The sequence below is a fragment of the Lentzea rhizosphaerae genome (assembly GCF_042649515.1).
In the GTDB taxonomy this organism is placed as follows: Bacteria; Actinomycetota; Actinomycetes; order Mycobacteriales; family Pseudonocardiaceae; genus Lentzea; species Lentzea aerocolonigenes.
The window spans coordinates 233,990-260,839 of record NZ_JBHRZI010000015.1; the positions used below are offsets into that span (position 1 = coordinate 233,990).

Consider the following 26,850-nt stretch of genomic DNA (forward strand, 5'->3'; position numbering starts at 1 on the left):
GCGCAGCCTGCATGAGCGCCTTCGTCACCGCACCGCATTTATCCGCTGGGCCGCGAGCCGTCCGGAGATCAGCACCGGCGGCACACCGACACCCGGCGTGGTGCCGGCTCCGGCCAACGCCACGTTCTCCGCGCCCTTGACGACGTTGCGCGGCCGGAAGGGCCCGGTCTGCGCGAACGTGTGCGCGAGCCCGAACGGCGTGCCCGCCGCGTTGCCCCAGTCCAGCGGCGTGACGAGGTGCTCGTCCCTGATCGCCGCACCGAAGCCGTCGAGGCCGCGCTTCTCCAGCGTGGCAACGAGCTCGTCGCGGTACCGGGGTCCGACGCGCTGCCAGTCGATCGTGCTCGTGCGCAGGTTCGGGCACGGCGCCAGCACGTAGTGCAGCCCGTCCTGCGCGTGCGTGACGAGCAACGACGGATCCGACATCAACCGTCCCTTGTGGACGATCTCGTCGAAGGTCGTGCTCCAGGCGTTGCCGAACAGGATGTTGTGGTGCCCCAGGTCCCACGTGCGATCCGTCGCGGCGTGCAACACCACGGCCGATGGCGACCAACGGTGCTTGAGCACTCTCTGCGGCCGCTTCCCCAACAACCTGTACGCATCCGGCAACTCACACGCCAGCGCCACCGCGTCACACGCGATGCGCTCCTCTGCGGTGTGCACGGCCGTGACGCGCGCACCGCTCCACTCCAACCGTGTGACCGTTGCACCCCAACGGAACTCCGCACCGTGCTTCTCAGCCGCCTTCGACAACGCCTGAGGCACCGCATGCATCCCACCTCGCGGGTAATACACACCGGCGATGGTGTCCATGTACGCGATGACCGCGTACGCCGCGAGGGCGTGCTGCGGCGGCACACCCGCGTACAACGCCTGGAACGAGAAAAGCCGGATCAACCGCTCGTCCGTGAGAAACCGCCGCAACTGCGGCTCCAGCCTGCCGAACCCGCCCAGCCGCGCGAGCCTCAGCAACTCCGGCCTCACCAGGTCGAACGGCGAGTCGAAGTTCGCCCCGATGAAGTGCTCGCGCTGCACGGCGTACAACTCGCCCAGCCACCGCCGCAGCTCCCGGTACCCGGCCGCTTCCCTTGCACCGCAAACGGTGCGGACCTCGTCCTCCATCGCACCGGCATCGGTGTGAACGCGGATCCGCGACCCGTCCGCGAACCGCGCGTGGTAGGCCGGATCGACCCGGTCGAGCGTCAGCCAGTCAGCCAGCCGCTCCCCCACAGCACCGAACGCCTCGTCGAGGTACTCGGGCATCGTCAGCACCGTGGGCCCGCTGTCCGCGACGAACCCGCCGACCTGAACCGTCCCGGCGCGACCGCCCGGCACGTCAGCCTTTTCGAGCACGGTGACCCGCCGCCCGCTGCCCTGCAGGTGCAACGCGGCCGACAGTCCGGCGAGACCGGCGCCCACCACCACGACGTGGTCCGCCATGAGTACTTCCTTCGGGTGACAACGACCAATGCGGCTAATGCCGCGCGGAGCAGTCCGATGAACACGCTAGTCGTTCATCACTAGGAGGCACGTCTTGGCACCCGCACCCGCGTCCGTGCGTTCGCTCGTCATCGAAGCGATCGTGTTGGAACTCGTGACGAGCAGGTTGGGCAGCCTGTTCGTGCGGGTGGCGACGGCGCGGCTGAGGCCGAACGGCTAGCAGGCGAGTCAGGAGAGATTCCGTGTGCTCCCAACCGGTTCCCCGGTTCCCGCGCCGCCTCCGCCGGCTGCCGACGCCGTCACGGCCGCCCGCACCGCGGCCGTGAGCCGACTCGCCAACTCCAGGGTGGTTGGCGAGTCCAGTTCACCCTCGATCAAAGGACCGCAGTGGAACCACTTCCACCAGTGCTGACCGCAGGACCAGAACCACCGCCGACGCGCCGGCCGCCCTGGCTGGCGATCGGCTTCGCGCTGGTGGCGCTCACAGCAGGCGGGATCGGGTTCGGGCTGGGCAGAGCCACCGGTCCCGACCTCCTGCGGTCCGCAGGGACGACGTCGACGGCGTCGTCCGTCGCGACATCCACCTCTTCGTCTCCCGACGTCTTCACGATCACCGGGACGATGACGGTCAACGGCGTCTGCGGTTCAGGCGGCTACAGCGACATCAGCCGCGGCGGTCAGGTCGAGATCGTCAACCAGGACAACGAGGTGCTCGGTGTCGGCGCGCTCCAAACCGGTGCCGGCCCGTGTTCGTTCAAGTTCACCGTCAGCGGGATCCCCGAGGGCGAACGGCTCTACGGCGCGAAGATCGGCAACGCGAACCGCGGTGTCATCTGGCACTCCGAGCAGGACGCGAAGTACCAGGGCTTCCACCTCACGCTCGGCTAGGACACGGTCGGCAGGTCCGGCGCCGACACGTCGAACGCCAGCCCCGGCCGCGTCAGCATCACCATCAGCACGGCCGCCTTGCGCGGCGTCTCGTCGGCGCTGCCCCACTTCACCACGCGGTTCCCCGTCAGCGTCACCTTCACGTCCGCACCGGACGTCGCCGACACCTGCACCACGTCGGGCCGCAGCTTCTCCGGCAGCTCGTTCACGACCCCGACCACGGCGCGAGTGGCCGGGTCCGCGGACGACGGCGCGGCGAGCACGAGTTCCGGCACGCCCGGTGCCGCCGTCGGGAGGACGGCGTAGTCCTTGCCGGTGGAGTCGACCAGGTGGAAGCCGTCGGGCAGCTTCACCGAGCCGACGGGGACGCGTTCGGTGATCAGGAGGCGGACCGTGCCGGGGAGCTGGCGCTCCACCTCCACCGCGGCGACGCGCGGCAGGGCGGCCACCCGGTCGTGGATGCCGATGAGGTCCAGCCGGACCAGGGGTGAACCCGGTTCGATCGCCGCGGCGTCGCGGACCTCGTCGTCGGTCAGCACCACCGAGCCGCGCACGTCCACCTGGTGCACGCCGAGCAACGGCGTGAAGAACACGCAGTAGGTCAGGCCCACCACGGAAAGCAACGTCAGCAGAGCGACCAGGCGGCGGCGCACGATCACCCTGCGCCGCGCCCGGTACTCCGCGCTCTTCTGCCGCCGGTTCGAGGCGGGGCGTACTCGCGTGGACCTGCCGCGAACCGGGGCGCTCATGCCTGCTCTTCGCTCGACAACGCGCTGACGATCTCGGGGCCGAGCATCGTCACGTCGCCCGCGCCCATGGTGACGACCAGGTCGCCCTCCCGCACCAGCGACGCCACGAGCGCCGGCACCCGGTCGAACGACGGCTCGTAGTGCACCGACGTCGTCACCTGGTCGGCGATCAGCCCACCCGTCACGCCCGGCTCCGGCTCCTCGCGGGCGCCGTACACGTCCAGCACCACGACCTCGTCCGCCAGCGACAACGCGGCGGCGAACTCCGTGGCGAACGTGCGGGTGCGTGAGTACAGGTGCGGCTGGAACACCACGACGACACGACCCGCGGCCGCGACCGGACGCGCGGCACGCAGCTGTGCGTCGACCTCGGTCGGGTGGTGCGCGTAGTCGTCGTACACCGACACGCCACCGGCACGGCCCTTGAACTCGAACCGCCGCCGCACGCCACCGAAAGCCGCCAGACCCTCGAGCATCCCGGTCTGGTCCGCACCGAGCTCCAGGCCTGCCAGAAGAGCAGCAACGGCGTTCAACGCCATGTGCTCACCCGGCACCGCCACGCGGACCTCGACAGCGACACCGTCGATCTCGATCGAAGCCAAGCCACCGGACTCGAACGGCTTGTAGTCGACAATGCGCGCGTCGGTCGCAGTCCGGCCGTACTCGCGCACACGGATCCCGCGCGCACGAGCCTCCGCGATCAGGCGAGCAGCGCCGGGGTCGTCCACACAGGACACCAGCACACCGCCGGGCGTGATCCGTTCCAGGAACGAGTCGAACACGGCCGTGTAAGCCTCAACGGTGCCGTGGTGGTCGAGGTGGTCCGCCTCGACGTTCGTCACGACGGCGACCGACGGCGAGAAGAACAGGAACGAGCCGTCGGACTCGTCCGCCTCCGCCACGAACACGCCACCGGTGCCCTGGTGGGCGTTGGCGCCGGACTCGTTCAGGTCACCACCGATCGCGAACGACGGGTCCAACCGGCAGTGCTGCAACGCAACGGTCAGCATCGACGTGGTCGACGTCTTGCCGTGCGTACCCGCAACACACACGACACGGTGGTCTTCCATCAACGCGGCCAGCGCCTCGGCACGCCGCAGCACCGTGACGCCGCGCTCTCGGGCCGCCGCGTACTCCGGGTTCGACTCCTTGATCGCGGTCGACACCACGACCTCGGTCGGACCGCCGACGAGCTGGTCCAGGTTCGACGCGTCGTGACCGACGGCGATCCGCGCGCCCTGGGCACGCAGGGCGAGCACGGTCCGCGAGTCCTTGGCGTCCGATCCGGACACCTGCGCACCACGCGCCAACAAGATCCGGGCGATGCCGCTCATGCCGGCACCACCGATGCCCACGAGGTGAACGCGCTCCAGGCTCACTTCTTGATCACCTCCAGGACTGTGCGGGCGAGGACCTCGTCGGCCTCGCGACGGCCGGTGCTCAGGGTCGCCTGCGACATCGCGGCGAGACGGGCGCGGTCGGCCAGCAGCGGCACGACCAGCGACGCCACCTTCTGCGGCGTGAGCTCCTCGTCCGGCACCAGCAGGCCACCACCCGCGGAGACGACCGGGCCGGCGTTGAGGGCCTGCTCACCGTTGCCGTGCGGCAGCGGCACGAAGATCGCGGGCAGACCGACGGCCGACACCTCGGCGACGGTCATCGCGCCGGAACGGCACAGCACGGCGTCCGCGGCGGCGTACGCGAGGTCCATCCGCTCCAGGTACGGCACCGGCACGTACGCGGGCGCGCCAGGAACCTGTTGCACCGCAAGGGTGTTCTTCGGGCCGTGTGCGTGCAGCACGCCCACGCCCGCACGAGCGAACTCGGCCGCGACGGGCGCCACGGCCTCGTTGATCGAGCGCGCGCCCTGCGAGCCGCCGAACACCAGCAGCGTCGGCGCGTGCGGGTCCAGGCCGAAGAACCGGCGGGCCTCGTCGCGCAACGCGGCGCGGTTCAGCGTCGTGATCGAGTGGCGCAGCGGGATGCCGATGATCTGCGCGTCCGCCAGGCCGGAGTCCGGCACGGCCGCGGCGACGTGCTCGGCGAACTTGGCGCCGACCTTGTTCGCGAGACCGGCCTTGGCGTTCGCCTCGTGCACCACGATCGGCACGCGGCCACGCGCGGCGAGGTACGCGGGCAGCGCCACGTAGCCGCCGAACCCGACGACGACGTCCGCACCGACGCGTTCCAGGACCTCACGCGTCTGCTTCACCGCGCCGCGCACGTTCAGCGGCAGCTTCAGCAGGTCGAGCGTCGGCTTGCGCGGCATCGGCACCGGCGGGATCAGCTCCAGCGGGTACCCGCGTGCCGGCACGATCTTGCTCTCCAGGCCGCGTTCGGTGCCGAGCGCGACGACGCGCGCGTCCGGTCGCAGCCGCATGACCGCGTCGGCCAGCGCCAGTGCCGGCTCGATGTGTCCGGCGGTGCCACCGCCGGCGACCACGACGCACGGACCACTGGGGGCAGGGTGCCCGGTCAAGACTTCCTCCGAGAGATCAAATCAGTTGTATCGCCCGCGACCACGGGTCGACCGGCCTTGCTCTGGACGGCCCTGGTTCACCCGCCGCGTTTCGCGGCGACGGTACTCCGAGGGCGGAGCTGATCGCCCAGCCATACGACGTTCGTCGACCACTGGAAGTTGCTGCGTGCGGCGTCCCGGTGCCCGCGGGGGCGTGGACGGGCGGACCGGCTTGCGCTTGGGCGGCGGCCGGTACGCCTCGGGCGCGGGCAGCTTGAGCAGCCCGCCGACACGTCCGGGACCGAGTGAACGCAGCGCCGCCACGGCCTCGGGCTCGTGCCGCGCGCAGTTCGCGAGGATGCCGAACACGACCATGGTCGTGACGACGGAGGTGCCGCCGGAGGAGATCATCGGCAGCGTGATTCCGGTGACGGGCAGCAGCCGCACGACGTAGCCGATGTTGATCGCGGCCTGCGCGACGAGCCACACCGTCAGCGTCGCGGACACGATCCGGATCCACGGGTCGGTGTTGCGCGCGGCCACCCGCAGCCCGACCCACGCGAGCCCGCCGAACAGCGCCAGCACCAGCGCGCACCCGACGAACCCGAGCTCCTCGCCGATGACGGCGAAGATGAAGTCCGACTCGACGTTGGGCAGGTACCGCCACTGCGAGCTGCCCTGCGCGAGCCCCTTGCCGAACAGGCCGCCCTCGGCGAGCGCGAACATCGCCTGACGGGCCTGCAGACCCGCACCCAGCGGGTCGGCGTCGGGGTTGAGGAACGTCGTGACGCGCTGAAGCCGGTACGCGGCACCGATCGCGAGCACGATCGCACCCGCCACCGCACCACCGGCGATCACGCCGAACAACCGCATGGGCGCGCCCACGAACCACAGCAGGCTGATCAGCACCACGCCGAGCGTGATCGTGCCACCGAGGTCGGGCTGCAACATGACCAGCGCGAACACCAGCATCGCCACCGGCACGACGGGCACCAGCAGGTGCCGGTACTGCGACAGCAACGCACGCTTGGTGACCAGCACGTGCGCGCCCCACAACGCCAGCGCGAGCTTCACGGCCTCGATCGGCTGGAACGAGATCGGCCCGACGGTGAACCACGACCGGGCACCACCGCGGACGTCACCCAGCGGCGTCAGCACCAGCGCCAGCAACAGCACGCCGATGCCCATCGCGGCCGTCGACAGGTGCCGCAGCCGCCGCAACGGGAACCGCAGCACCAGCCAGAACAACACCGAGCCGATGCAGACGTAGATGAGCTGCTTCTGGAACACGCTGTACGCCGACACACCGGAGGCGACCTGCCCCGGCGCCGACGCCGACAGCACCATCACCAGGCCCAGCACGGTGAGCATGCCGAAGATCGCCAGCAGGAGGTGGAAGTCCGCGAGCGGCCGGCTCAGCCACGCGGTCATGCCGCCGCGCAACGACGCGACGCGGCCCGCGGGACGAACCTTGCGCTTGCTCTTCGGCTTGTCGGCGACGACGGTCACCAGATCATCGTCTCCTGTGTCAAGCGCTCGAACGGGGATTCCTGGGGCGTGTCGCCTGTTTCGAAGGCTACCGGCCACCCGTGAGGCGCCTCACGGCCTCCGTGAAGGACTGCCCGCGGTGCGCGTAGTCGGTGAACATGTCCATCGACGCCGCCGCAGGCGCCAGCAACACCGTGTCGCCCGGCTGCGCGAACTCCTGCGCGGCTCGCACGACCGCGACCATCGGCTCGTCGTCGTCGGCGACGTCGAGCACCCGCACCGGCACGTCCGGCGCGTGCCGGGCAAGTGCTTCGGCGATCACCGCACGGTCGGCCCCGATCAGCACCGCACCACGCAGTCGATGGGATTCCGTACGCACCATTTCGTCGACCGACGCGCCCTTGAGCAGGCCACCCGCGATCCACACGACGTTGTCGAACGCCCGCAGCGACGCCACCGCGGCATGCGGATTCGTCGCCTTCGAGTCATTGATATATTGGATATCAGTTGCGTCGACGGTGACGAGCACGGCGCGGTGAGCAGCGGGTTCGAACGCCTCCAGCCCTTCCCGCACGGCCTCGGACGGCACACCGTATGCACGCGCCAGAGCCGTGGCGGCCAGAGCGTCCGCGATGCCGGGAGGGCCCGCGGGGCGGATCTTCGAGACCTCGACCAACGGCTCGTCATCCGCGAACGCCCGGTCGACCAGCCAGCCGTCGCGCACGCCGAGCTGCCCCGGCTCCGGCTCTTCCAGGGTGAAGCCGACGCGGTCGCGGGCGGGAGCGTCTTCCAGCAGGTCCACGACGAGGTCGTCGTCGAGCCAGCCGATCGCCACGTCACCGGTGAGGACCTGGGCCTTCGCCTGCGCGTAGGCCTGCATGCCCCCGTGCCAGTCGAGGTGGTCCTCCGCGAGGTTCAGCAGCGCGCCGGCCTGCGGGCGCACCGACGGCGCCCAGTGCAGCTGGAAGCTCGACAGCTCCACCGCGAGCACCCGGCGGCCGGCCAGCAACGCGTCCACCACGGGCAGGCCGACGTTTCCGCAGGCCACGGCGTCCGCACCGGCCGCGTGCAGGATCGACTCCAGCATGCCGACCGTCGTGGTCTTGCCGTTCGTGCCGGTCACCGCGAGCCACACCGGCGGGTCGGCCAGCTCGGCGGCCATCCGCCACGCCAGCTCGACCTCGCCGATCACCTCGATGCCCGCCGACGCCGCGGCCGCGAGCAGCGGGCTCGACGGCTGCCAGCCGGGCGAGGTGACGACCAGCGACGTCCCGGCGGGCGGTTCCGTCAGGCCGGGCACCAGCTCCACGCCTTCGAGCAACGTCTCCAGCGCCATCAGCCGTTCCTGCGACGAATCCGTCACCACGACCTCGGCGCCCGCCGCGAGCAACGCCTCCGCGGCGGACCGGCCGGTCACACCAGCACCGGCGACCAGTACCCGTGAACCGGCCAGCTTCGTCATCAGAACCCGCCCGTCAGCCACTCGCTGTAGAACACGCCGAGCCCGAACATGCAGCAGATGCCCGCCATCAGCCAGAACCGGATGATGACCGTGGTCTCCGCCCAGCCCGCCAGCTCGAAGTGGTGGTGGAACGGTGCCATGCGGAACAGGCGCCGTCGTGAGGTGCGGAAGACCGCGACCTGCAACGCCACCGACAGGGCCTCGACCACGAACAGACCACCGATGACGATCATCAGCAGCTCGGTGCGGGTCGCGATCGCGAGACCGGCGACGAGGCCACCCAAAGCGAGCGAACCGGTGTCACCCATGAAGATCTTGGCGGGGGCGGCGTTCCACCAGAGGAAGCCGATGCAGCCGGCCATCGCGGCGGAAGCGACCACCGCCAGGTCCAGCGGGTCGCGCACGTCGTAGCAGCCGGCGACGGCGAACGTGGAGCAGTTGTAGCGGAACTGCCAGAACGAGATCACCACGTAGGTGCCCAGCACCATCGCCGACGAGCCACCGGCCAGGCCGTCGAGGCCGTCGGTCAGGTTCACGGCGTTCGACCAGGCGGCGACCATGCCGTAGCAGAAGACGATGAACCCGACGACGCCGAACGAGACCACGGTGATGTCGCGGACGAACGACAGGTTGACCGACGCGGGCGTCAGGCCGTCCTTGTTCGGGAACTGCAGCACGAGGATCGCGAACGTGATCGTCGCGATGAACTGGCCGACCAGCTTCGCGGTCTTGTTCAGGCCCAGGTTGCGAGCCTTGCGGATCTTGATGAAGTCGTCGAGGAAGCCGACGAGCCCCAGCGACGTGGTCAGCATCAGCACGAGCAGACCGGACGCCGACGGGGTCTGCTCGGACGCCGAGGCCGACATCGAGTTCACCAGGTGCGTGCCGAGGTAACCGGCCCACATCGCGATCAGGATGGCGAGGCCACCCATGGTCGGCGTGCCGCGCTTGGTCTTGTGGTGCTGTGGACCGTCCTCGCGGATCTCCTGGCCGAAGCCCTGACGGGAGAAGATCTTGATCAGGTAGGGCGTCAGCAGGATCGACACTGCCAGTGCGATCGCTGCCGCGATCAGGATGCTCTTCACTTGGTTCCTGCCTCCAGCAGGGCCTCGGCGATGCGCCACAGGCGGTAGGCGTTGGATGCCTTGACCAGCACGACGTCACCGGGCCGGATTTCCGCGCGCAGCAACGCGATCGCCGCGTCCGCGTCCGGCACCAGGACGGATTCCTCTCCCCAAGATCCTTCCAGGTGCGCACCCTGGTGCATCGCGCGGGCCGCGTCACCGATGACGACCAGCTTGCTGATGTCCAGACGCACCACGAGCCGGCCGATCTCGTCGTGCTCGCGCACCGCGTCGTCGCCCAGTTCCGCCATCGGGCCGAGGACGGCCCAGCTGCGGCGGGCGGGCGTGGTGGCGCGCGAGATCGTCGCGAGCGCCTTCAACGCCGCTCGCACCGAGTCGGGGTTCGCGTTGTACGCGTCGTCGATCACCGTCACGCCGTCGGCCCGGTCGGTGATGACCATGCGGTGCGCGGAAACCCGTTCCGCCGCGTTGAGCCGTTGCGCCACTTCCTCCGGCGTGGCACCCAGTTCGAGTGCGATCGCGGCGGCGACCAGCGCGTTGCCCACCTGGTGCGGGCCGTTCAGGGCCAGCTCGACCTGCGCGTCGCCCTTGGCGGTCTTCAGCGTGAACGAAGCGCGGGCCTGCTCGTCCAGCTCGATGTTCTCGGCCCGGACGTCCGCCTTCGGGTTCTCCCCGACCAGGACGACCTTGGCCTTCGTGCGGCTCGCCATGCCCGCGACCAGCGGGTCGTCGGCGTTGAGGATCGCGACGCCGTCCTCGGGCAGCGACTCGATCAGCTCTCCCTTGCCCTGCGCGATGCCTTCCCGGGAGCCGAACTCGCTCAGGTGCGCGCTGCCGACGTTCAGCACCGCACCGAAACGCGGCGGGGCGATCTCGCACAGGTTCGCGATGTGGCCGATGCCGCGCGCGGACAGCTCCAGCACGAGGAACTTCGTGTCCTCAGTGGCCCTGAGCGCGGTCCACGGGTGCCCGAGCTCGTTGTTGAACGAACCGGGTGGCGCGATGGTCTCGCCGGTGGGGCTCAGCACCTGGGCGATGAGGTCCTTCGTGGACGTCTTGCCCGCCGAGCCGGTGATGCCGACGATCGTGAGGTCCTTGAGCTGGTCGGTGACGTACCGGGCGAGCTTGGCCAGCGCGGCCAGCACCGCGGCGCCCTCGCCGTTCTTGTCGCCCGCGAGCACGTAAGCGTTGGCGTGCTTGGTCTCCACCGGCGGTGCGATCACCGCGGGAGCATCGACCTCGCGGCCGGCCAGCACACCGGCGGCCCCTTGTGAGACGGCCTGGGCGGCGAAGTCGTGGCCGTCCACGCGTTCACCCGGCAGCGCCAGGAAGAGGCCGCCCTCGGTGACCTTGCGGGTGTCGAACTCGATGGAGCCGGTGACCACCGGGCTGCCATCGGTTGCGTGCAACCGTCCGCCGACGATCTCAGCGATCTCGGCGAGCGTGAGTGCGATCAACGGTGCGCCTTTCTGATCGCGGCGGTCAGCGTCTCGACGTCCGAGAACGGGTGGATCACGCCGGCGATCTCCTGTCCCGTCTCGTGTCCCTTGCCCGCCACCACGACGACATCGCCCGGATGTGCCAGCTCGACGGCCTTTTCGATCGCGAGCTTCCGGTCGCCGATCTCCAGCACCTCGCCGCGGTTCACGGTGGCGAGGGCCCCTTCGAGCATGGCGGCCCGAATGGAGGACGCGTCTTCGCTCCTCGGGTTGTCATCGGTGATGATCAACACGTCGGCTCGTTGCGCGGCGGCCTCGCCCATCAGCGGACGCTTGGCCCGGTCGCGGTCACCACCGCAGCCGAGCACGATGATCACCCGGCCGTCGGTCTTGGCGCGCACGGCGTCCAGCGCGAGCGCGACGGCGGCGGGCTTGTGCGAGTAGTCGACGACGGCGGTGAAGTCCTGCCCCTCGTCGACGCGCTGCATGCGGCCGGGGACCTGGACCGTGCGCAGGCCCTCCGCGACGGCCTCGGCGCTGATGCCTTCCGCGTGCAGGCAGGCGATGGCCAGCAGGGCGTTCGCGACGTTGAAGCTGCCCGCGAGCGGCAGGTGGATCTCGACGTCGCCGTCGGGCCCGTGCGCGGTGAACGTCTGCTCACCGGTCGGGCTCACCTCGACACCGCTCGCGGTCCAGGTGGCGGGCCCGGTGGTGGAGACGGTGATCGTGCCGTCCTTGACGAGCCGGGGACCCCACTCGCCGTCGACGCAGACGACTTCCTTGCGCGCACGGCCGTCGAACAGCTGCGCCTTGACCTCGAAGTACTCCTCCATCGAGGCGTGGAAGTCGAGGTGGTCCTGGCTGAGGTTCGTGAACGCGCCGATCTCGAACTCGGTGGCGGCGACGCGGCCGAGCTCCAGCGCGTGGCTCGAGACCTCCATCGCGACGTCGGTGATGCCGCGCTCGGCCATGACCGCGAACAACGCCTGCAGGTCAGGAGCTTCCGGCGTGGTGTGCGAGCTGTCGAGCTGCTCGTCACCGATGCGCGTGCCGACCGTGCCGATCAGGCCCGTCTTCCTCCCGGCGGCCTTGAGCACCGACTCGATCATGTACGTGGTGGTGGTCTTGCCGGACGTGCCGGTGACACCCCACAACCTGATCTTGGTCGACGGCCGGCCGTAGACGTGCGCGGCGAGCAGCCCCACGACCTCACGCGGACGCGGGTGGATCAGCACGGGCACGTCCTTGAGGGCCTCGCGCGCGGCACCGGCCTCGTCCGTGAGCACGGCGACGGCACCGTTCGCGATCGCCGTCTCGGCGAAGTCGGCACCGTGCACCCGCGCACCAGGCAGCGCGGCGTACAGGTCGCCGGGGACCACGTGCTGAGCACGCAGCGTCACCCCCGTCACCTGGACGTCGGCATGTGCTGGCCTGGTCAGGTGCACGTCGGCAACCGCGGCGAGAGCAGCCACGGAAGCAGGGCGAATGGCGTTGGGGCGGGGCGGGGCGGTCGCGACCTTGCCCTCGAGCTTGGCAGGCACGGGCAAGAGGCTACCGGCGTACACAGAGTGGCCGAGCGGCGCGTTGGCGTTCGGGTGATGATCGGTCCCGCTGAGCCGTTCGAGTGGCCTCGCGCGGCGGTCTTCAGGAGTGAGCCCGTCCGGCCGAACAAGTTCCTGCCCGGTTTGTGACTTTGGGCCCTGTGACCAGCGGTGCAGTCGAGGTGAGGTAGAGGCGGCAGGAGGCGGCGATGAGGACAACCACGACGGTGCAACCGAGGAGATTCTCCTTCTGGGCACCGGATTTCAGTCGTTCCGTGACGGTAGGGGTCGACACTTCCGAATCCGCGTATCACGCTTTCGAGTGGGCCGCGCGCCACGCGTGGGCACTCAGGACGGATCTCCAGGTCTACCTCGCGGACCCCGGCGACACGACGGTCCAGCGAGTCCTGGAACGACTCCCCATGCTCACCGCCCACTTCCGCCCGAGCGGTGACGACCCGGTGGCCGCACTGGTGAGGGCGTCGGACTCCAGCGCGACCTTGGTCTTGGGGTGCAAGGGCGAACAGCACCGCAGCCTGGGTCTGGGCTCCCTCGTCCTCCCGGTGTTGCGCCGCGCGCGGTGCGGAGTCGTAGTGGTGCGCGGACGACCCCCGGCGATCCGTGGCGAGTACGGCTGGATCACCGCCGCCGTCGGCGGGTGCGAAGACCCGGTCGTGCTGCGGCGCGCGGTCGAGCTCTGCCGCACCCGCCGAGCGTCTTTGCGGCTGTTGCACGTCCACCCGCCGGCCCAGCACGGGGTGGTGGTGGCGCGCGACGAGGCTGCGGTCCGCCGTGCCGTGTTGTTCTTGCGCACCACGGCTCCGGAGCTGACGCCCGAGGTCCTCGTGGAGTCCCGTCATCCGCACGAGGCTCTGGCCTCTTTGGATTCCGATCTCGTCGTTGTCGGGCGCGGCGGACAGGGTGACGGCGTCGGATTGATCACGCGGGCGGCGCTGTACCACGCCTCGTGTCCTGTGTTGGTGGCTCGGCCGGAGCCGCTTCACGACGATCGGGTGATGCCGTAACCGAAGTCTCGTTCGGCCGCGCACGAAGTCTTTAGCCTGTGCCGATGCCGCCTGTTGACGCGACGACGCTCCGAGGCGCTCTGCTGACCCTCGCCCAGGACGACGAGGCGTGGCTGGAGGCGGTCGACCGGCGGCTGGGGCGGGTGCTGACCATCCCCTCGATCCAGACGTCGATCCACGGGTTGTACGGGTGGATCAACGGCGGAGACGCACCAAAGCTCATCCGGGACCGGCTGGCGGACGTGGCCGCACAACTACCGGGCATGAGCAGCCGGCAGCGGCTCGCCCCTGTCACCGCCGTGCACACGTTGCTGGTGGTGACGACTTTCTTCGAGACCGTTCGCGAAGTCCTCACACACGAACTCAAGCTGGGCAAGAGCGACTGGCAGCAGGAAGACCATTCATTCGTCTCGTACCTGTACTTGGACGAGGTGCCCAGCCCGTCCATCACCCGCCGCCTCGCGAGCGACCTCGACCCCATCAGCAGGTGGGCGACTGAACGCGGTGAGCATGTTCACCGCGTTCTGCACAGAACGAGCCCCGGCAGCGGTAGCAAGTTGCTGCTGTCGCCGGCCTTCGCGCAGCGTGTGCTAGCGCGCTACGAGTCAGGCGTCCGCACTTTAGCGGCCGAGGTGGTCGAGTTCGCGGTGTGGGCAGGCATGACGCGATGGCCATCTGACAGGTCCACCGCGATCGACAGCATCGTGAACGACGCGCACGCGACGTTGCTCCAGGCCAACCAGGCCGTGCTGGACGACCCGCTGTCCAACAGCCAGGACCTTCCTTCGCTCGGCGACCTCTACGCCACGCCGGACTACCGCCTCGCGGTGGCGAGTCCGCTGGCGAGGTTCATCGACGAGAGCTGGTGGGCGTCGGAAACGCGGCGGCGGCACGACCTGAACCAGATGCTCGCCGCCCATCTCACCAGCCCGGGCGCCTACCGGCTGCCCGTGCTGGTCGTCGGCGGGCCGGGCTCGGGCAAATCGGCGTTGGCGAAGGTCCTCGCCGCCCGCGGGGTCCACACCGACCACGTCATCGTGCGCGTGCCCATGCGGATGACCGACCCGGACACGTTCGTGCGCGAACAGGTCGATCAGGCGTTGCGACGTCAGACCGACGGCCAGGTCGGCTGGAGCGATCTCGTCGGCAAGATCCGCCTCGTCGTGCTGGACGGTCTGGACGAGATGCCGCGATCCTCGTCGTCGCGAAACTACCTCGACGAGGTCATCAGGTTCCAGCGAACCGAGCTCGCGGCCGACCATCCGGTGGCGGTCCTCGTCACCTTCCGGACGTCGTACCTGGATCACCTGCTCATCCCCGACGAAACACCGGTCGTGCGGCTCGCGAGCTTCGACGACGTTCAGATCAGCCGCTGGATCGAACAGTGGAACCGGGCGACAGCGGGCACCGGACGGCGTCGCATGACGCTGGAGACGGCACTCGCACATCGGGAACTGGCGCGAAACCCGTTCCAGTTGACCATGCTCACGCGGCAGCTGACCGATCCGGTCGTCTGGGACTTGACGCCGGGAGTCGGCGCACTGGGAATGCTCAACCGCGGTTGGCGGCCGATCTCCGAGGAGGAGCTCCGCGCCGACCTCGCGGCACTCGGCCACACGGGCATGAGCACGGTCGAGTCCGTTCTACACGATCTCGATCAGCAGCCCACGACGTTCGCCGAGCACCACATCGCCTCACTGATCGTGAACGTGCTCGTCAGGACGTTGCAGGAACAGGACGACGAGCTGCTGTTCGCTCTGCTGTCGCACGCACCCCTGTCGCTCCGCCCGGCAACGCTGACGTTCATCAGGCAGTTCCTGCTGGAGGAGCCACCGGCCGCACATCGGGCCGAGCTAGAGCGATTCCTCGACGATCTGCTCGCCGGACATCGCACCAGGACCAGGGCAGGTCGCTACCCGGACTACCGGCCGACCCCGCCCGACCAGACCCGTTCCGCGGCCGCCTACACGGCGAACCTCGTTCTGCTGCGGTTGTTCATGCAGCCGGTCGACGAGAGGACCCGCATCGCAGGCGACCAGGCAGGCGCCCTGATCGACCTGTGGTCGACGGGGTTGGACACCATTGCCCACAGTTCGCTCCAGGCCTTGATCTCCTCCGACGCCACCGGCTTCGCTCGGCGTCCGCCCCGTGCCACGTCGACAGCGCGGCTCGATCCCGACGGCCTGCCCGCGGGCGTCGAATTCGTCCACCGCGGACTGACGGCCAGCGAGCGCACGGTCTCCCAGGTCACCTGGTCGTCCGACGGCGAGCTGCTGACGATCAGCTACGGCGGCGAAACCGTCGTGTGCTGGCGGGTCGCGGAGAACAGGCCGCCACACGTCATCGGCCAACTGTCCGAACTCACGGACGTCGCCTGGCATCCGACGCGTCCGATCGCCGCGGTCGTGCAGCGAGCGTGGAAGACCGGGTCACGTCGTGTGATGGTCACGCGTTTCGAGGACGGAACGACCCGTGCGGTGTGCGCGGTCGAGCCGCTCTCCCGGATCGCCTGGTCGCCCGACGGCCGATCGATCGCCGTGTTCAACCCCCAGGACCTGTGGATCGTGGACGTCACCACCGGCGAACGGCGAACCGCGACGACGTTCCAGGACCTCGACCACCAGTCCTACCGGCTGCGACCGCGCTGGTCGGAGAGCGGCGACCACATCTGGGTCGCCGCAGGGGGTGTCGTGTGCATTGCGCCCACGGACGGAAGTCCGGCGCCCGTGGGCCATTTCGACCTGTTCGCGCGTGACGTGTTCGTGCAGGAGAGCAGGCAGGGCCTGGTCGCGTTCACCTCTCCCGACAGACCAGACATCATCATCAGGTCGTTCCCTGACGGCGGCGGTTCCACACAGCTCGAAGGCCACACCAACACGATCACCTGCGTCCGGTTCTCTCCGAACGGTGACTTCCTCACGTCGTTGTCCGAGGACAACACGGTCAGGATCTGGCGGTGCGAGGACTGGCAGTGCGTCGCGGTGTTGCCGCGCAAGGAGATCAGCGGCCGCGGCGGTCTCGCGTTCCACCCGACGCAGCCCCTGCTGGCGGTCAAGGACGGCAGCACCGTCGACATCGTGCGCCTCGACCTCCAGGTGCTCGGCACGATCGGCGCAGCGCGGACGTCACGCAAGTACGCCAACGCCAAGATCGTGCTCGTCGGCGACACCGGCGTTGGCAAGTCGGGGCTGGGGCTGGTGATGAGCGGCCGGCCGTTCGCACCGACCGACTCGACGCACGGACGCAACGTGTGGACGTTCGAGAAGTCCATCGAGACGACGCCGTCCGGTGACGTCCAGACCAGGGAAACGCTGCTGTGGGACCTCGCCGGCCAGCCCGGCTACCGGATGGTGCACCAGCTGCACCTCAACGAGGTCGCGGTGGCGCTGGTGGTGTTCGACGCGCGCAGCGAGACGGATCCGTTCGCCGGCGTCCAGTACTGGAGCCGCGCACTCGCCCAGGCGCGCCGGCTCGACGGTGCGACGGCTGTCCGTCTCCGCGCGTATCTGGTCGCCGCGAGAACCGACCGCGGTGGCACGGCCGTGGGCACTGCGCGGATCGAGCAGGCCGTGCGGCAGTACGGATTCGACGGGTTCGTCGAGACCAGCGCGAAGGAGGGGTGGGGCGTCGACGAGCTGGTCCGCAGGGCGCGCGAGGCGATCGACTGGGACGCGATGCCGGTGGTCAGCTCCACGGCGTTGTTCCAGTCGATCAAGGACTTCGTGCTGGAGGAGAAGCGACAGGGCCGCATCCTGTCCACTGTGGACGACCTGCTGCACAGCTTCCGCCGCATCCAGCAGGACGAGACGCCGGCCGAGGACCTGATCGACAAGTTCACCGCCTGTCTCGGGCGTCTGGAGAGCATCGGCGTGATCAGGCGCATGGCGTTCGGCGACTACGTCCTGCTGCGGCCCGAACTCCTGGACGCCTACGTGTCGTCGCTCGTGCAGGCGGCGAAGGACGAGCCGGACGGACTCGGCTTCGTGCCGGAGGCCGACGCGCTCGCCGGCACGTTCCGGATGCCGGAGTCCGAGCGGCTGGACAACCGGCAGCAGGAACGGATCCTGTTGATCACGGTCGTGGAGGAACTGCTGCGGCGCGAGATCGCGCTGAAGGAGGTCACCGACAAGGAGGTCGACCTGATCTTCCCGTCGCAGTTCACCCGGGAACGTCCTGACGCACCGCAGGTGCCCGGCCAGGACGTGGTGTTCACGTTCGACGGCGACCTGGCGTCGATCTACTCGACGCTCGCCGTGCGGCTGTCGCACTCGAGGTTCTTCAAGAAGGACGAGATGTGGCACAACTCCGCCACCTATCGGCCGGACACCGGAGGAACGTGCGGGATCGCCATCCGCGAGATCGCGGAGGGCAGGGGCGAGCTGGTGGTCTTCCACGACGAGCAGGTCCAGCCGATCGTCCGGCGGCAGTTCGAGGCCTATGTCGTCGAGCACCTGGAGCAACGCGCCGGCAGCGTCGCCGTGCGCCGGGTGCGCAGGTGCAAGGCGTGCGACTACGCCATCGACGACGAAGTCGTGCAGCGCAGGCTCGGCCGCGGGCTGACCACGGTGACCTGCCAGATCTGCGACGGGGTCGTCCCGATCACCGACGACGAGCAGCCCGACGTGCGGCCCGCGGTCGCGGAGATGAACTCCAACGCCAACGCCCAGCGGGACCAGGACGTCGCCGCCACGACCCTGAAGGGCAAGCGCGAGGCCGGGGACTACGACGTTTTCCTGTGCCACAACGTCAGGGACAAGCCCGCGGTGCTCAAGATCGTCCACGAGCTGCACGAACGCGGCATCCTGCCGTGGCTCGACATCCACGACATCCAGCCGGGGTCGCGGTGGCAGCAGGAGATGGCCAAGGGCATCGAGAAGAGCAGGTCGGCGGCCGTGCTCATCGGTCCCGCCGGGCCGGGGCCGTGGCACGAGGCGGAGATGGAACTCATCAACGACTGGTCCGCGCGCAACAAGAGCCGGCGGGTGATCCCGGTGATCCTCGACGGCACCGAGAACGAACCGGAACTGCCCGGCTTCCTGCGGGTGTGGTCGACCGTCGACATGCGGACGGCCGACCCCGACCCGATCGAGCAGTTGATCTGGGGCATCACCGACAGACACCCCAGGTGGGCCTAGCAGGTCTTGCGCAGGACCGTGCCCGAAGTGCCCGGCAGCGAGACAGCATCGACCGACGCGCCGTTTTCGTTCGTGTGGACTGAGGGCAAGCGCACCGTGACGGGGGCGCTGCCTGTCTTGTTCGCGTTGACCACCACCGTGCCGCACGTGAAGTCGCGCTGGAACACGTTCGACGCCACCGGGAAGTACGCGCCGAGAGGTTCGCCCAGGTTCCAGTCGTACTCGGCGCGCCACTGGGAGGCGTTGTCGTAGCGGTCGGTCTCCTGGATCTCCGAGATCGCGGCGTGCGAGCCCGCCGCCAGCAGGTAGCTCGCGTAGGCGTAGCGGAACGGTTGATCGGCGCCGCTGTGGTGGGGCTGGACCCAGGTGATCTTGCCCTTGGCCTCGTTGGCCGTGATCTCGGCGACCTGGCGGCTCCAGCCCTCCGGGTACTCGGAGAGCAGGTCGTTGTCGTTGAAGGTCAGCCACCACTCGTCGAAGCCGCCGTCGAGGTACTCGACGTAGCTGTCCCAGGCGCCCTCGTGGAGGCGGGCGTTGGACATGTTCGCGACGGTTTTGAGGCCCGCTTCCACGAACCTCTGCCGGGTGTTGGCGAGCATCGAGCGGTAGGCGTCGCGCAGGGACTCGTCGGTCGGGTACGCGGCCGGGCAGACGCCGTCGTGGTAGGTGTCGCAGGCGAAGAGCGCGTTGTCCATGAAGACGCCGTCGAACGATCCCTTCGAGGACGCGATCACGTTGTCGGCCCAGGCGTTCTGGTAGTCGGTGTTGCCGACGTCCATCTGCCAATGGCCTTCATAGCCGTCGTAGGAGAAGCGCTGACCGTTCGGGTCGAGAAGAAACCAGGAAGAGTCGGCCGCGCAGTAACCGACGCCGGTCGGGAGATCGGAATCGTCGACACCGTCCGTGCACGCATAACTACGCGTTGACGAAAGGTCCTTGTAGACGAACGTCTGAATCTTCGGGTTGGCCGCCTTGAACTTCGCGGCAAGATCGGTTTCCCAGGCGTTGAGAACGACGTAGGAACGGCGGGAGGCCTCAGTGGCGATCATTTCGTCGGACGTCGGCGTGCTGTTCATGTGCAGCCAGTACGACTGCGCTGACCAGCCCTCTTCCTCTGCATGAGCGGCGGGGACCAATGTCACCGCCAGGACACCCGCCATGATCAATTTACCGCAGAAACGCACGCCGAACCCCATCTCGCCTTGCCCACTGGTTTCGGGGTATTAGACAAGACGAAATGCGTCTCAATTAAGTCCGCACACTGCGGAATTTTCACTGTTAAACAATGAATGTCACACGGTCACGCCTGGGCGTGTCACACGTCACTTGCAAAAACGGCAGGCGTCACCAAGAATGCGCGACCCGATGAAATGATCTACATCTGCAGCTGCACGAACGGCGTCTGCTCCGCCGACATCGGCACCTGGAACCGCTGGGTCAGGAAGGTCGCGATGTCGTGGAACAGCGGTGCCGCCGAGGCGCTGAACTGGGTGCCGTGCGGTGCGTCGAGCATGATGCCGACGACGTAGCGCGGGTTGTCGGCCGGGAGGATGCCGGCGAACGTGATCCAGTACTGCGACTGCGAGTAGCACTTGCAGGTCGGGTCGATCTGCTGCGCCGTGCCGGTCTTGCCCGCGATCTGGTAGCCGGGCATGGCGGCCTGCTTGCCCGTGCCGTTCTGGTTCGCGTCACGCGGGTCGGACTGCGTGACCGAGCGGAACATGTCGCGGACGGTCTTCGCGGTCTCCTTCGACACCACGCGGACGCCTTCCGGGCGCTGCTTCTCGGAGCGCGCGCCCTCCTCGCCGATCTCGGCGCGGATCAGGCGCGGCGGGATGCGCACGCCGTCGTTCGCGATGGCCTGGTACATGCCGGTCATCTGCAGCAGGGTCATCGAGAGGCCCTGGCCGATGGGCAGGTTGCCGAAGGTCGAGCCCGACCACTGGTTCAGCGGCGGCACGACACCGGCTTCCTCGGCGGGGACGCCTGACTGGGTGCGGCGGCCGAGACCGAACTTCTGCAGCATCTCGGCGTAGCGCTCCTTGCCGACCTCCTGGGCGGCGAGCAGCGTGCCGACGTTGGACGACTTGGCGAAGACGCCGGTGAACGACATCGGGACCGTGTTGTGGGTCCACGCGTCCCTGATGACCCGGTCGGCGACCTTGAGCGAACCCGGCACCTGCAGCACGTCGTCCGGCTTGAACAGGCCGTACTCGACGGCTGCCGCGGCCGTGACGATCTTGTTGACCGAACCGGGCTCGAAGCTGGAGGAGACCGCGCCGTTGCGGAGCTGGTCCTCGTTCGCCTTGCCGAAGTCGGTCGGGTCGTACGTCTTGTCGTTGGCCATCGCGACGATCTCACCGGTGCGGCTGTCCAGCACGACGGCGGACGCGTTCTTGGCACCCGACTTCTTGGCGTAGTCGGTGACCATCTTCTGCACGGCGTACTGCGTGTCGATGTCGATGGTGAGCTCGAGGCTCTTGCCGGGCTGCGGCTTCACGAGCTCGCGCTCGGTGTTCGGGATGATCAACGTGTCGTCACCGGACATCGTGTCGACGACGCGGCGGCCCATGCGGCCGGCCAGCACGTTGTCCTGGGCGCTCTCCAGGCCGAGGATGCCCTGCACGGTCGGGGGCTTCTCGTCCTGGCGCCAGTTCGCCGCGCCGATGATGTTCGAGGCCAGATCGCCGTTCGGGTAGATGCGCTTGGAGCGGTACTCCGAGCCGATCTCCGCCGGGTACTTCTCGACGATCTTGGCGGCCTTGGCCGGCTCGGCCTCGCTCACCAGGACCTCGTAGCTGATGTCCTTCACGAGCTGCTGGTAGACCGACTCCTCGTCGGTCTTCTCGCCGTTGACCTCGGGACCGAGGGTCGACGAGATGAACTTCGCGACCTCGCGCATGTGGTCGTCGTAGGAGAGCGGGTACTTCTCCGGCTCCTTCGCGCGGGCCTCGTCCCACGTCTTGCGCGCGCGCTGCGGAAGGATGTAGAGCGCGCGCACCTCGATCGAGAACGCGAGCTGGTTGCCGTTGCGGTCGAGGATCGAACCGCGCTCGGCGGGGATGTTCAGGCGCGTGGTGCGCTGCTTCTTGGCCTGGTCCGCGAGCTCGTCGGCCTGGATGCCCTGCACCTGCACGAGCTTCACGCCCGCGATCAGCAACGCGCCGATCAGCAGGATCCGGCCGACCGCGATGCGCAGCCGGCTGTTGCCGCCCGTGCGCGCAGCCGGGCGAGGGCCGCGCACCGACAACGGGCGGCGCGGCCCCCTCTGCTGCGGACCCGGCATCAGCCACCCGCCGGAGGGGTCTGGTTGCCGGCAGGCGGTGTCTGACCGGCGGGCGGGGTGGGCGTCTCGGACGACGGCGGTGGCGGAGGCGTCGACTTGGTCGGCGCGCTCGGCTTGCCGAACTCCTCGATCGAGCCGTCCGGGTTCTGCCGCAGGCGCGCCGGGTTCGACGGCTCGACGAGGCCCATCTCGGTGGCCCTGCGCGCGAGGTCCGTCGGCGACTCGAGCAGCGCCACCTCACGGCGCAGCTGCTCCATCCGCAACGTCAGCTTCTCCGCCTCGGCCTTCGCCTCCTGCAGGCGGTACGTGTCGGCGGCGGCCTGGGTCGAGAAGTACATGATCCCGGCGACGCCCGCGCCGAGCACGAGCATCACCAGCACGACGAACGGCGCCTTCGACACCGGCTTCTGCTGCGGCGCCGCGGCGGCACCCCGCAGGTTCTGGGCGCGCTGGGCCCGCCGGGCGTAGGCGCGTTCGGCACCGGCGGTCCGCCGCCGTGCCTTGTCCTGCTCCTCGGCCTTCTTCTTGGAGGGGTCTCGGGGCGACGGCCCACCGACCCTCGCGGGTGCAGCCGTCATCTCGGTTCTCCGATCCGTTCCGCCGCGCGCAGCCGCACCGGCGCCGCACGCGGGTTGTCCTCGATTTCCTGCTCCGACGCGAGCTCCGCGCCCTTCGTGAGCAACTTGATCTCGGGCCCGTGACCCGGCAGCTCGACCGGCAGCCCCGGCGGCGTCTTCGACTTCGCCAGTTCCGCGAACGCCTGCTTCACCATCCGGTCCTCTAGGGACTGGTACGACTCCACGACGATCCGCCCGCCCACGCCCAGCACGCCCAGCGCCGCGGGCAGCGCCAGCCGCAACGACTCCAGTTCGCCGTTGACCTCGATCCGCAACGCCTGGAACGTGCGCTTGGCCGGATGCCCACCGGTGCGGCGGGAAGCGGCGGGAACGACGTTGTAGAGCAGCTCGACGAGCCGGCCGGAGTTCGTGAACGGCTCCTTCTCGCGCTCCCTGAGCACCGCCGACGCGATCTTGCCCGCGAACCGCTCCTCGCCGTAGGTGGAGAGGATCCGCGCGAGGTCGCCGTGCGAGTACGTGTTGAGCACGTCCGCCGCCGTCATGCCGGTGCCCTTGGACATCCGCATGTCGAGCGGGGCGTCCTTCGAGTACGCGAACCCGCGGTCCTCCTCGTCCAGCTGCAACGAGGACACGCCGAGGTCCATCAGCACACCGTCCACATGCGAGTAGCCGAGGTCTTCCACGGCTTCGCCGATGTGGTCGTAGGTGACGTTGACCAGGTGAACGCGATCACCGTGGCGCGCCAGACGCCTGCCTGCCATCTCGATGGCCTGCGGGTCGCGGTCGAGCCCGATGAGCGTGAGTTCCGGGTGGGCGCTCAACAACGCGTCGGAGTGGCCGCCCATGCCGAGCGTCGTGTCGACGACGACTGCGGGCTTGCCGTGCAGCGCTGGAGCGAAGAGTTCCAGGACGCGGTCCAGCAGCACCGGAACGTGCCGCGGCTGATCCATCGTCCCTCGACTCCCCTGATGCGCGTTTCGGGTGACGTCAGGTCCCCGCCCGCCCGTCGAACCTGGCGCCGGGGAAGGTGCGCCAGGGCCGATAGTCGAGCGGACCGAGGCCTCACGGCACCCGAATCGCGTGTGGAACATCCGGCCTGTTGCTCGGCTGACCGCCATCAGAAGACGCCCGGAATGACCTCCTCGCGAGCCGTGGCGTAGCCGTCCTCGTGCTCTTCGAGATAGGTCTGCCAGGCCGCCGCGTCCCAGATCTCCAACCTGGTGAACGCGCCGACGACCACGCACTCCTTGGTCAGCCCGGCATACCGGCGCAGTTCCGGTGCGATCAGAACGCGGCCCTGACCGTCCGGACGCTGCTCGTCCGTACCTGCGAACAGATACCGCTGATAGGCGCGTACGGCGTCGTTCGTGAACGGCGCCTCGGCGACCTTCCTCGCCATCTGCTCGAACTCAGCCCGGGGGAACACGTACAGGCAGTGGTCCTGGCCTTTGGTGACCATGAGACCTCCCGCCAGTTCGTCCCGGAACTTCGCAGGCAGTGTCAGCCGACCTTTGTCGTCCAGGCGCGGGTAGTGAGTGCCGAGGAACATCGGCAGTCACCTCCCTTGCCGGGCGACGAGACCGGCAGTGGAGCCCCCGTCTGCCCCACCGGCCGCCACAGTACCCCACTTTTCACCACAGTCAACGTTGAAACAGGTGTTTACACACCAACTCGTGACCCGTTTTCCCAGGTAGATCGAGTGGGGAGGCGTGGGGGGACGGTGGGGAGCCCGGTCAGGCTCCACCTTCGCGGGTGAGGGTTGGGGACTGATTTGCCACTCGAACGGCCTAGAAATTTCAGGCAAAACGTGGGGTTGAGGCGCGGTGGTGGGGGAAGGTGGAAACTGGTGGTGCGAACCCGATGTAGCCCGCAGGTGTAGGGCACTTAGCCGTGGTTTGACACACTGCGTGAAACGCTCACACGTCCGTGTTCCGGACACGGCTGCTGGAGGTTTAGTGACACCGGGAAGCCCAAGCGCGAACAGCCACGCGCCGGTCGATCAGGTCCTGGGGGAGTTGCACGGCGCCGTCCAGCGGATCGCCGCCAACGTCGAACGGGTGCTCGTCGGCAAACCCGACGTGGTCCGTCTGGCCCTGGTCACGCTGCTCGCCGAGGGGCACCTGCTCGTGGAGGACGTGCCGGGAGTCGGCAAGACCTCACTTGCGAAAGCGCTTGCCCGTTCGATCGACTGCACCGTGAGTCGAGTGCAGTTCACGCCGGACCTGTTGCCCAGCGACATCACCGGCTCGTCCATCTACAACCGGCAGGAGAACGACTTCGAGTTCCGGCCGGGACCGATCTTCGCGAACATCGTGGTCGGCGACGAGATCAACCGCGCCTCCCCCAAGACGCAGTCCGCGCTCTTGGAGTGCATGGAGGAGCACCAGGTCACGGTCGACGCGAACACGTACCCGCTGGGTTCGCCGTTCATGGTGATCGCGACGCAGAACCCGATCGAGATGGAGGGCACCTACGCCCTCCCCGAGGCGCAGCGCGACAGGTTCACCGCGCGCGTGTCGGTCGGCTATCCCGACCCGGCGGCGGAGCTGGCGATGGTCGACGAGCACGCCGGCCACAACCCGCTCGACGACCTGCGGCCCGTCTCGGACGCGGCCCAGATCCTGCGGCTGATCGAGGCCGTGCGCCGGGTGCACCTCTCCCCCGAGGTGCGCCGGTACGCCGTCGAGCTGGTGTCGGCCACGCGTCGTCTGCCGGAGCTGCGGCTGGGTGCGTCGCCGAGGTCCACGCTCCACCTCGTGCGGGCCGCACGGGCGCAGGCCGCGCTCGCGGGCCGCGACTTCGTGGTGCCGGACGACATCCACGCGATCGCGATCCCGGTGCTCGCGCACCGGCTCGTGATGACCGCGGAGGCGCAGGCCGCTCGCCGGTCCCCCGCCGAGCTGATCAGGGCACTGCTGCAGCGGGTGCCGGTGCCGACGGCGGCACTCGACCCGAGTGCTGCGTTCGTACGGAGCATGAACAACAACAACGCAGGGACGCCACGCTAACGATGCGAACCGCACTCTCCGGTCTGACCACACGCGGAAGATGCTTGCTCGCCGCGGGGTTCGCCGCAGGAGTGTGCGCCGCGGTGCTGAACGAGCGCGACCTGCTTCGGGTCGCGGCCTTCGTCATCGCGCTGCCCCTGCTGGCCGCGTGGCTCGCGACGAGGGCTCGGGTGGGCCTGCGCGCCGCCCGGTACCTCGCGCCGAGCCGCGTGCCGGTCGGGGCCGCGTCCGAGGTGAAGCTCGACCTGCGCAGCACCGGCAGGTTGCCCACGGGCGGGCTGATGCTGGAGGACACCGTTCCGTACGCGCTGGGCGCACGGCCGCGGTTCCTGGTGGAGCGGTTGCCCCGCAACACGCCCACGACGTTGCGCTACCCGCTCAAGCCGGTGATGCGCGGCATCCAGCAGGTCGGCCCGCTCATGGCGCGGATCACCGACCCGTTCGGGCTCGCGGAGTTCGACCGCGAGCTCGCCGGCCGGTCTCGTCTGGTCGTGGTGCCGCGGGTCGTGCGGCTGGCGGGTCTGCCCGGCGGTTCCGGCATGGGCGCGGGCGACGACGGCTCGGTGCGGTTGCGCGCCGGCCAGGGCGAGGACGACGCGGTGGTGCGCCCGTACCGCCAGGGCGACGACCTGCGGAAGGTGCACTGGCGGTCCACGGCGCGGCGCGACGAGCTGATGGTGCGCGTCGAGGAACGCCCGTGGCGCGGTGGCACGACGGTGCTGCTGGACCACCGGGTGCACGCACACCGTGGCAGCGGACCGACCGCATCGCTCGAATGGGCGATCTCGTTCGTGGCGTCGATCTGCCTGCACCTGCACCACTTCGGGCACCAGGTGCGCCTGGTCTCCGAGGACGGGCGGGTGCTCGCGGGCGGATCGTCCGACGGCGGGCACAGCGACCACGTGGTGCTGGACTCGCTGGCGGCGCTGCAGGGTTCGCACCGGCGTGAGCTCAGCGGCGGCATCGACCCCGGTGCCGGCCAGGAGGTCATCGCGGTGCTGGGTGGCGTGTCGCCGGCGTCGGTCGAGGAGCTGATCCGGTACCGGCCGCGCGGCATGCGCAGCCTGGCCGTGCTGCTCGACGTGAACGCGTGGGCCGGCGGGTCCGATGCCTCGGCGCCGGATCCCGAGGACGCGCGGAGGCTGCTGGTGGGCGCCGGCTGGGGCGTGGCGATCGCACGGCCGTCGGCGTCGATGCAGCAGGTGTGGCAGGAGTTGTGCGCCTCGGCAGGCAACCGGGGACCGTCGGTTCGCTCGGAGGTGGGCTGA

The 26,850-nt window shown here is 69.2% G+C and carries 20 protein-coding genes; 6 read left to right on the forward strand and 14 right to left on the reverse strand.

Annotation, left to right across the window (positions count from 1 at the left end; translation table 11 throughout):
* Nucleotides 1-24: 24 nt before the first annotated feature.
* Entirely contained in the window at nucleotides 25-1,440 is a 1,416-nt protein-coding gene (gene crtI, locus ACFOWZ_RS18020) for a phytoene desaturase family protein (RefSeq protein WP_382373870.1), read from the reverse strand.
* 94 nt (nucleotides 1,441-1,534) lie between these two features.
* Between crtI and ACFOWZ_RS18025 the strand changes: the two genes are divergently transcribed.
* Nucleotides 1,535-1,660: a hypothetical protein gene (locus ACFOWZ_RS18025; protein ID WP_269083667.1), complete on the forward strand. Its 126-nt coding sequence runs from the start codon at nucleotides 1,535-1,537 to the stop codon at nucleotides 1,658-1,660.
* Nucleotides 1,661-1,845: 185 nt separating this feature from the next.
* Nucleotides 1,846-2,328, forward strand: a complete 483-nt coding sequence (locus tag ACFOWZ_RS18030; protein ID WP_382373873.1) for a hypothetical protein — start codon at nucleotides 1,846-1,848, stop codon at nucleotides 2,326-2,328.
* Here ACFOWZ_RS18030 and ACFOWZ_RS18035 read toward each other — a convergent pair.
* From ACFOWZ_RS18035 to ACFOWZ_RS18070, 8 genes are all read right to left on the reverse strand, one after another.
* A complete protein-coding gene (locus tag ACFOWZ_RS18035) occupies nucleotides 2,325-3,077 on the reverse strand; it encodes a cell division protein FtsQ/DivIB (RefSeq protein ID WP_382373875.1) in 753 nt (250 codons plus the stop codon). The two genes, ACFOWZ_RS18030 and ACFOWZ_RS18035, sit on opposite strands and share 4 nt — an antisense overlap.
* On the reverse strand, nucleotides 3,074-4,411 hold the full coding sequence (gene murC, locus ACFOWZ_RS18040; RefSeq protein WP_382375074.1) for a UDP-N-acetylmuramate--L-alanine ligase: 1,338 nt from the start codon (nucleotides 4,409-4,411) through the stop codon (nucleotides 3,074-3,076). Before murC ends, ACFOWZ_RS18035 begins: the two co-directional genes overlap by 4 nt.
* Before the next feature lie 41 nt (nucleotides 4,412-4,452).
* On the reverse strand, nucleotides 4,453-5,556 hold the full coding sequence (gene murG, locus ACFOWZ_RS18045) for an undecaprenyldiphospho-muramoylpentapeptide beta-N-acetylglucosaminyltransferase (RefSeq protein WP_382373877.1): 1,104 nt from the start codon (nucleotides 5,554-5,556) through the stop codon (nucleotides 4,453-4,455).
* A gap of 21 nt (nucleotides 5,557-5,577) precedes the next feature.
* On the reverse strand, nucleotides 5,578-6,966 hold the full coding sequence (ftsW, locus tag ACFOWZ_RS18050) for a putative lipid II flippase FtsW (protein ID WP_449280283.1): 1,389 nt from the start codon (nucleotides 6,964-6,966) through the stop codon (nucleotides 5,578-5,580).
* 145 nt (nucleotides 6,967-7,111) lie between these two features.
* The gene (murD, locus tag ACFOWZ_RS18055; protein WP_382373881.1) at nucleotides 7,112-8,485 is read right to left on the reverse strand and encodes a UDP-N-acetylmuramoyl-L-alanine--D-glutamate ligase; all 1,374 of its coding nucleotides are present in this window, start codon (nucleotides 8,483-8,485) and stop codon (nucleotides 7,112-7,114) included.
* Nucleotides 8,485-9,570 carry a phospho-N-acetylmuramoyl-pentapeptide-transferase gene (gene mraY, locus ACFOWZ_RS18060; RefSeq protein ID WP_030471841.1) on the reverse strand — a complete coding sequence of 362 codons (1,086 nt, stop codon included), beginning with the start codon at nucleotides 9,568-9,570 and terminating at the stop codon, nucleotides 8,485-8,487. The genes murD and mraY overlap by 1 nt, the downstream gene beginning before the upstream one ends.
* Nucleotides 9,567-11,027, reverse strand: a complete 1,461-nt coding sequence (locus ACFOWZ_RS18065) for a UDP-N-acetylmuramoyl-tripeptide--D-alanyl-D-alanine ligase (protein WP_382373884.1) — start codon at nucleotides 11,025-11,027, stop codon at nucleotides 9,567-9,569. Before ACFOWZ_RS18065 ends, mraY begins: the two co-directional genes overlap by 4 nt.
* Nucleotides 11,024-12,550 carry a UDP-N-acetylmuramoyl-L-alanyl-D-glutamate--2,6-diaminopimelate ligase gene (locus tag ACFOWZ_RS18070; RefSeq protein ID WP_382373886.1) on the reverse strand — a complete coding sequence of 509 codons (1,527 nt, stop codon included), beginning with the start codon at nucleotides 12,548-12,550 and terminating at the stop codon, nucleotides 11,024-11,026. Before ACFOWZ_RS18070 ends, ACFOWZ_RS18065 begins: the two co-directional genes overlap by 4 nt.
* Before the next feature lie 275 nt (nucleotides 12,551-12,825).
* Here ACFOWZ_RS18070 and ACFOWZ_RS18075 point away from each other — a divergent pair, with 275 nt between their 5' ends.
* Together ACFOWZ_RS18075 and ACFOWZ_RS18080 are read left to right on the forward strand one after the other, a co-directional pair.
* Nucleotides 12,826-13,575 carry a universal stress protein gene (locus ACFOWZ_RS18075; protein ID WP_382373888.1) on the forward strand — a complete coding sequence of 250 codons (750 nt, stop codon included), beginning with the start codon at nucleotides 12,826-12,828 and terminating at the stop codon, nucleotides 13,573-13,575.
* A 44-nt stretch (nucleotides 13,576-13,619) separates the two neighbouring features.
* Entirely contained in the window at nucleotides 13,620-18,710 is a 5,091-nt protein-coding gene (locus ACFOWZ_RS18080) for an NACHT N-terminal helical domain 7-containing protein (RefSeq protein ID WP_382373890.1), read from the forward strand.
* Here ACFOWZ_RS18080 and ACFOWZ_RS18085 read toward each other — a convergent pair.
* From ACFOWZ_RS18085 to mraZ, 5 genes are all read right to left on the reverse strand, one after another.
* The gene (locus tag ACFOWZ_RS18085) at nucleotides 18,707-19,870 is read right to left on the reverse strand and encodes a putative glycoside hydrolase (RefSeq protein ID WP_382373892.1); all 1,164 of its coding nucleotides are present in this window, start codon (nucleotides 19,868-19,870) and stop codon (nucleotides 18,707-18,709) included. The two genes, ACFOWZ_RS18080 and ACFOWZ_RS18085, sit on opposite strands and share 4 nt — an antisense overlap.
* A gap of 215 nt (nucleotides 19,871-20,085) precedes the next feature.
* Complete coding sequence (locus ACFOWZ_RS18090; protein WP_382373894.1) at nucleotides 20,086-21,996, reverse strand: peptidoglycan D,D-transpeptidase FtsI family protein; 1,911 nt, start codon at nucleotides 21,994-21,996, stop codon at nucleotides 20,086-20,088.
* Entirely contained in the window at nucleotides 21,996-22,574 is a 579-nt protein-coding gene (locus ACFOWZ_RS18095) for a hypothetical protein (protein WP_382373896.1), read from the reverse strand. Before ACFOWZ_RS18095 ends, ACFOWZ_RS18090 begins: the two co-directional genes overlap by 1 nt.
* Nucleotides 22,571-23,524: a 16S rRNA (cytosine(1402)-N(4))-methyltransferase RsmH gene (gene rsmH, locus ACFOWZ_RS18100; RefSeq protein WP_382373898.1), complete on the reverse strand. Its 954-nt coding sequence runs from the start codon at nucleotides 23,522-23,524 to the stop codon at nucleotides 22,571-22,573. Before rsmH ends, ACFOWZ_RS18095 begins: the two co-directional genes overlap by 4 nt.
* Nucleotides 23,525-23,691: 167 nt before the next feature.
* The gene (gene mraZ, locus ACFOWZ_RS18105; RefSeq protein WP_030471832.1) at nucleotides 23,692-24,123 is read right to left on the reverse strand and encodes a division/cell wall cluster transcriptional repressor MraZ; all 432 of its coding nucleotides are present in this window, start codon (nucleotides 24,121-24,123) and stop codon (nucleotides 23,692-23,694) included.
* 406 nt (nucleotides 24,124-24,529) lie between these two features.
* Between mraZ and ACFOWZ_RS18110 the strand changes: the two genes are divergently transcribed.
* Together ACFOWZ_RS18110 and ACFOWZ_RS18115 are read left to right on the forward strand one after the other, a co-directional pair.
* On the forward strand, nucleotides 24,530-25,582 hold the full coding sequence (locus ACFOWZ_RS18110) for an AAA family ATPase (RefSeq protein WP_372497488.1): 1,053 nt from the start codon (nucleotides 24,530-24,532) through the stop codon (nucleotides 25,580-25,582).
* A gap of 2 nt (nucleotides 25,583-25,584) precedes the next feature.
* Nucleotides 25,585-26,850 carry a DUF58 domain-containing protein gene (locus ACFOWZ_RS18115; protein WP_382373901.1) on the forward strand — a complete coding sequence of 422 codons (1,266 nt, stop codon included), beginning with the start codon at nucleotides 25,585-25,587 and terminating at the stop codon, nucleotides 26,848-26,850.